This is a genomic window from Pseudoxanthomonas sp. LjRoot204_2 (assembly GCF_056175765.1).
In genome coordinates this window covers 1-5911 of the sequence record NZ_JBGFFG010000208.1, presented here as the reverse complement: position 1 = coordinate 5911, position 5911 = coordinate 1, and the positions used below count along the sequence as shown (strand labels likewise).

Annotated in this window: 6 protein-coding genes; 3 read left to right on the top strand and 3 right to left on the bottom strand. The window is 70.4% G+C overall.

Annotated elements, in window-relative coordinates:
- Positions 1-234: UPF0758 domain-containing protein (locus AC04L7_RS10975; RefSeq protein ID WP_475512999.1), on the bottom strand; the 234-nt coding region annotated here is incomplete at its 3' end.
- A 114-nt stretch (positions 235-348) separates the two neighbouring features.
- On the opposite strand from AC04L7_RS10975, the gene coaBC reads away from it, so the two are divergent.
- From coaBC to AC04L7_RS10960, 3 genes are read left to right on the top strand one after another with little or no spacing between them, the layout of a single operon-like run.
- Entirely contained in the window at positions 349-1554 is a 1206-nt protein-coding gene (gene coaBC, locus AC04L7_RS10970; protein ID WP_299344525.1) for a bifunctional phosphopantothenoylcysteine decarboxylase/phosphopantothenate--cysteine ligase CoaBC, read from the top strand.
- On the top strand, positions 1551-2015 hold the full coding sequence (gene dut / locus AC04L7_RS10965) for a dUTP diphosphatase (RefSeq protein WP_475512998.1): 465 nt from the start codon (positions 1551-1553) through the stop codon (positions 2013-2015). Before coaBC ends, dut begins: the two co-directional genes overlap by 4 nt.
- Positions 2016-2029: 14 nt before the next feature.
- Entirely contained in the window at positions 2030-4366 is a 2337-nt protein-coding gene (locus AC04L7_RS10960) for a phosphomannomutase/phosphoglucomutase (protein WP_299344122.1), read from the top strand.
- A 92-nt stretch (positions 4367-4458) separates the two neighbouring features.
- Here the strand turns inward: AC04L7_RS10960 and AC04L7_RS10955 are convergent, their stop codons facing one another.
- A complete protein-coding gene (locus AC04L7_RS10955; protein WP_435996355.1) occupies positions 4459-5175 on the bottom strand; it encodes a hypothetical protein in 717 nt (238 codons plus the stop codon).
- 17 nt (positions 5176-5192) lie between these two features.
- Positions 5193-5864, bottom strand: coding sequence for an orotate phosphoribosyltransferase (gene pyrE / locus AC04L7_RS10950; RefSeq protein ID WP_296281075.1), 672 nt, complete (start codon positions 5862-5864; stop codon positions 5193-5195).
- Between the last annotated feature and the right edge of the window lie 47 nt (positions 5865-5911).

The window sequence follows — 5911 nt, the reverse complement described above, 5'->3', positions numbered from 1 at the left end:
GCGGGCCGGTCCCAGGCCGGGCAGGTCGACCAGCTCGGCGGGCGAACGCTCCAGCAGCGTGCGCAGCGGGCCGTGGTGGGCGAGCAGCTCGCGCGCGGTGGCCACGGCATCGCGGCCGCGCAGGCCGGAGCCCAGGAAGATGGCGAGCAGTTCCGCATCGCTGAGGCTGGTGGGTCCGCGCGCGAGCAGCTTCTCGCGGGGTCGTTCGTCGTGGGGCCAGTCGCGGATGTGCATGCGGTCATCGTCGACGGACGGCGGCGGGGCCGGGATCGGGGCGTGCGGGGCGTTCGGGTAAGCTAATCGCCTGAATCGACGTAGGAATGGGCCGACGTGAGTGGACCGGACAAGATGCAGGGCCTCGCAGGGCAGCGGCTGCTGCTGTGCGTGGGGGGCGGCATCGCTGCCTACAAGGCGCTGGAACTGGTGCGCCGGCTGCGCGACGGCGGGGCGGAGGTGCAGGTCGCCATGACCGCAGGTGCCCAGCACTTCGTCACCCCGCTGAGCTTCCAGGCCCTGTCCGGCCAGCCCACGCGCACCACCCTGTGGGACAGCGCCGCCGAGCAGGCGATGGGCCATATCGAACTCGCGCGCTGGGCCGACCGCGTGATCGTCGCGCCGGCGACCGCCGACCTGATGGCCCGATTGGCGCACGGCCTGGCCGACGACCTGGTGACCACGCTGTGCCTGGCCACCACCGCGCCCATCATGCTCGCGCCGGCGATGAACCACCGCATGTGGCAGCACCCGGCCACCCAGGCCAACTTGGCGACGCTGCGCGCCCGTGGCGTACAGGTGGTCGGTCCCAACGACGGTCCGCTGGCCGAGGGCGAGTCCGGCCCCGGTCGCCTGGCCGAGCCCCATGAGATCGTCGCTGCCCTGGCGGGGCAGGCGGCGGCGCAGGTGCCGCAGGACCTGGCCGGCCTGAAGGTTGTGGTCAGTGCCGGCCCGACCTATGAGGACCTGGATCCGGTCCGCTACCTGGGCAACCGCAGCAGCGGCAAGATGGGCTTCGCCGTCGCCGCGAGCGCGGCCAGGCGGGGCGCCCGCGTCACCCTGGTCGCCGGGCCCGTGCAGTTGCCGACCCCGGCGGGCGTCGATCGCGTCGATGTGCGCTCGGCCGCCCAGATGCACGCGGCCGTCTTCGCCGCGCTGCCCGCCGACATCTATATCGGTGCCGCCGCCGTGGCCGACTACACGCCGCGCGAGCCGGCGGCCAACAAGATCAAGAAGTCCAGTGAATCGCTGGCGCTGGATCTAGTGCGTACGCCCGACATCCTGGCCGAGGTCGCGGCGCAGACGCAGGCGCTGAAGCTGGTGGTGGGCTTCGCCGCCGAAACCAACAACGTGGCCGAGTACGCGCGCAGGAAGCTGGAGGCCAAGCGGCTGGACATGATCGTGGCCAACCGGGTCGGCATCGCCGACGGCGGCTTCGAGAGCGACCAGAACGCGATGACGGCGTACTGGAAGGATGGCGAACGCAGCTTCGCGTCGGCGCCGAAGACACGGCTGGCCGACGACCTGATGGACCTGATCGTGGAGCGACTGGACGCATGACCGCTGAGCGCACCGTGGAAGTGAAGCTGCTGGATCCGCGCTTCGGCGACGAATGGCCGCTGCCGGCCTATGCCACCGAAGCCAGCGCCGGCATGGACCTGCGCGCCGCGCTGGAAGCCCCGCTGGTGCTGGAGCCCGGCGATGCGGCGCTGGTGCCCAGCGGCATCGCGCTGCACCTGGGCGATCCGGGCCTGTGCGCGGTGGTGCTGCCGCGGTCGGGACTCGGGCACCGGCACGGCATTGTGCTGGGCAATGGCACCGGGTTGATCGATGCCGATTACCAGGGGCCGCTGCTGATCAGCGTGTGGAACCGCGGCCACGAGGCCTTCACCATCCAGCCCGGCGATCGCATCGCCCAGGTGGTGGTGCTGCCGATCGTGCGCGTGGGCCTGCAAGTGGTGGATACTTTCRCCGACAGCGCACGGGGGACGGGTGGTTTCGGCCACACCGGCGTGCGGTGACAGGGGACAAGCCGATGAATACGACGACCGAGAGCCGCAAGCGGATTCCCGTGGGCGACCTGCGTGGCGCCTTGCCGAAGCTGGCGGTGCTGCTGGCGCTGCTGGCCGCGCTGCTTGCCTGGAGCGGCATCCGGCAGTGGCGCGACGCCCGCTTGCTGGAAGACGTCGAGCGCGCGCGCGACCGGGCGGTGGAGGCGGTGCAGGCCAGCCACGCGGCGCAGGTGAAACAGTTGCAGCAGCGCCTGGCGTCCGCGCCGGTCAAGGCGGCGCTGGCCGCCAACGACACTGCGGCTGCGGTGGCCGCCGTCCGCGAAGGATGGGCCGGCGTGGAGCACGTCGAGATCCTGGAGGGCGGGCTGCAGGCCGCCTATGACGACGCCGCGGCATTCGGCTTCAGCAAGCTGGCCTTGCTGGAAGCCGGGATGCAGGGCGATGCCGTCGCGACGCGCGTGGTGAAGGACGGCAAGAAGACCGCTTTCGGCATGGCGGCCGCCGTGCCGCAGGGCGTGCTGTACGTGAGCGTGCCACTGGCGCGCCTGACTGCCGGCTTCGATGGCGTGGCGCTGCCCGCCGGCGGCTACCTGGCCTTGCGACAGGGCGGCTACTCCATCCAGCAGCGCGGCGACAGTCAGTTGTCCGACGGCGCCGAACGCATGGCGCACGCGGTGGGCAAGACTGGCCTGCGCGTGGCCACGGCGGCGCCGGACAGCGAATCCGGCCCGTTGGGCCTGGGCGCCATCCCGGCGCTGGTGGTGGCGGCCCTGCTGGCCGGCCTGGCCATCGCGTCGGTCGTGGTCGCGCGTGGCGGTGTCCGGGTGGGACGGTTTGGAAAGAAAGGAGCAGAGATGCACGACATGGACGAACCCACCCTGGGCGAGGCGCTGCTGCGCGATCCCCCGCCCGCGCCGACGGCGCGCGCTGGCTCCGCCGACGAGGAGGCAGACGCGTACCGGCAGGCGGACGCAAAGACCGTGGAGGTCGACCCGGGCATCTTCCGCGCCTACGACATCCGCGGCATCGTCGGCGCCTCGCTGAGCATCGAGGTGGCCGAACTGATCGGCCTGGCCATCGGCTCGGTGATGCGCGACGAGGACCTGATGGACATCGTCGTCGGGCGCGACGGCCGCCTGTCGGGGCCGGACCTGGCCGGTGGATTGATCGAAGGCCTGCGCAAGGCCGGCCGCAACGTGATCGATATCGGCCTGGCGCCCACGCCGGTGGCGTACTTTGGTGCGTACCACCTGCGCGCCGGCAGTTGCGTGGCCGTCACCGGCAGCCACAACCCGCCGGACTACAACGGGTTCAAGATCGTGGTCGGCGGCCAGACGCTGTCGGGCGATGCCATCACCGATCTGTACGAACGCATCCGCGACAACCGCCTGTACTTGGCCGGCGTGCCGGGCGACCTGCAGCAACGGGACGTCTCGGCCGACTACATACAGCGCATCGCCGACGACGTGCAGCTGGAGCGTCCGCTGAAGATCGTGGTGGATGCTGGCAATGGCGTGGCCGGCGACATCGCGCCGCAGCTGCTCGAAGCCATCGGCGCCGACGTCATTCCGCTGTACTGCGAGGTGGACGGCACGTTCCCCAACCATCATCCCGACCCCAGCGAACCGCACAACCTGGAAGACCTGATCCAGACGGTGAAGCGCTTCGATGCCGACCTCGGCCTGGCCTTCGACGGCGATGGCGACCGCCTGGGGGTGGTGACGAAGGAAGGCGCGGTGATCTTCCCCGACCGCCTGTTGATGCTGTTCGCCGCCGATGTGCTGGAGCGCAATCCCGGCGCGCTGATCATCTACGACGTGAAGTGCACCGGGAAGCTGCAGGGCTGGGTGCTGCGCCATGGCGGCACGCCCATGATGTGGAAGACCGGGCACTCGCTGATCAAGGCCAAGATGCGCGAGAGCGGTGCGGAACTGGCCGGCGAGATGAGCGGCCACTTCTTCTTCCAGGAGCGCTGGTACGGCTTCGACGACGGCCTGTATTCGGCCGCCCGCCTGCTGGAGATCCTGGCCAACCGCGCGGAAACGCCCTCCGAGGTCCTGGCGGAGTTGCCGGACGGGGTATCCACGCCGGAGATCAAGGTCGACGTGCGGGAGGGTACGCCGCACGCCATCGTCGAGCGCTTCGTCGAAGGTGCGGAGTTCGAGGGTGCACGCCTGTCCACGATCGATGGCCTGCGCGCGGACTGGGACGACGGCTGGGGCCTGGTGCGCGCGTCCAACACCACGCCGATCCTGGTGCTGCGGTTCGAAGCCGACACGACGGCGGCGCTCGAGCGGATCAAGACCGAGTTCCGGACCCGACTGCAGGCGCTGGCGCCGGAACTGAAGATGACGTTCTGACCTTCCGCGCAGGGAGGGCCAGTGCGCGAACGCCGGGCAATGCCCGGCGTTCTTTCATGGTGCAGCGGGCAATGCCGATCGCGCCTGACGCATCATCTCGGCGCAGGCGCCGTCCCTGCCGGTGGCGTGGCGTTGAGCATCGCGTCTTCCGCCTGTTCCGGGGTAACGCCCCTCATGACGCGGAAGCGCTGCAGGATGTCGGCGATCTCCACGTCCAGTTCCGCGCGCTGCTTCTCGAAGCTCTGCTGCAGGTGGCGGGTGCGCACCAGCTCGGCGTGCCGCTGGCGGATGGAAGCGACCATCTCCTTGGGCACCGGCTGCCCCGCCAGCTCGCGGTCGCCCGCGGTCTGCAGCAGGCTGATGAGGCCGTCGCGCAGGCTGACGGCGTTGTAGCCGGCGGTGCGGACATTGTTGTCAACGATCGCCGTGCGCTCGTTGAAGACGCGGCGCAGTTCCTCTTCGCTGCGGTATGACAGCAGCATGGCGGCATCGGTGCGCCGGCGCATGTCGGCGGCGGCATCATCGATCAACTGCTGCTGGGCCGCGATGGCGGCCAACGCGCGCTCCTCGTCCGTCATGGCGCGGTCCACGCCGCCCGTGCGCAGTCCACTGGCGGCGCTGATCTCGTCGCGAGCGACATTGACGGCATCGGCCGGCAGCGCATCGCTGCAGACGCGCTGGCCCTTCTCTTCCCAGCAGAAGAGTTTCTTGTTGACCGCGGGCTTGGCCGCGCCCTTGTTGCCCTGGGCGAACGCCAGCGGCGTGGCCAGGAGTGCGGCAGCCAGCAGGTAGGAAGTGCGGACGGTCATGGCAGCCCCCTGCTGCTTCAGTCCTGGGTCGCGCTGCCGTAGCGGGCCCGATAGGCCAGCAGGTCGTCGCGATGGCGGACAAGGTCGGCGCTTTCGCCGGCAAATGCAAGCAGGTCGTGCAGGCTGGCCACGGCCACCACGGGAACGCCGGTTTCCTCGGCCACCGACTGCGCGGCCGAGCGGCGTGGACCGCCGGTACCGGGATCGCCCAGCACTTCCTGCCGGTCCAGCGCCACCACGATGCCGGCCGGCGTGCCGCCGCCGGCACGGATCAGGCCCAGGGCTTCACGGATGGCGGTGCCAGCGGTGATCACGTCGTCCACGATCAACACGCGGCGGTCTTCCAGCGGCGCGCCGATCAGCAGGCCGCCCTCGCCATGGTCCTTGGCTTCCTTGCGATTGAACGCCACCGGCAGGTCGCGGCCGCGGCGGGCGAACTCGCAGGCCACCGCGGTCGCCAGCGGGATGCCCTTGTAGGCCGGGCCGAACAGCAGATCGAACGACAGGCCGGCGTCTTCCACCGCATCCGCATAGCAGCTGGCCAGCCCGGCCAGCCGCGCACCGCTGTCGAAACGGCCAGCGTTGAAGAAGTACGGACTCTGCCGCCCCGACTTCAGCGTGAACTGGCCGAAGCGCAGGGCCTGTGCGTGCAACGCGAGCTGGAGGAAGCGGGAGCGGTGGTCGGACATGGGCGGCGGGAATGAACAGGTGAGACGACAGGATACCCGCCCTGCGG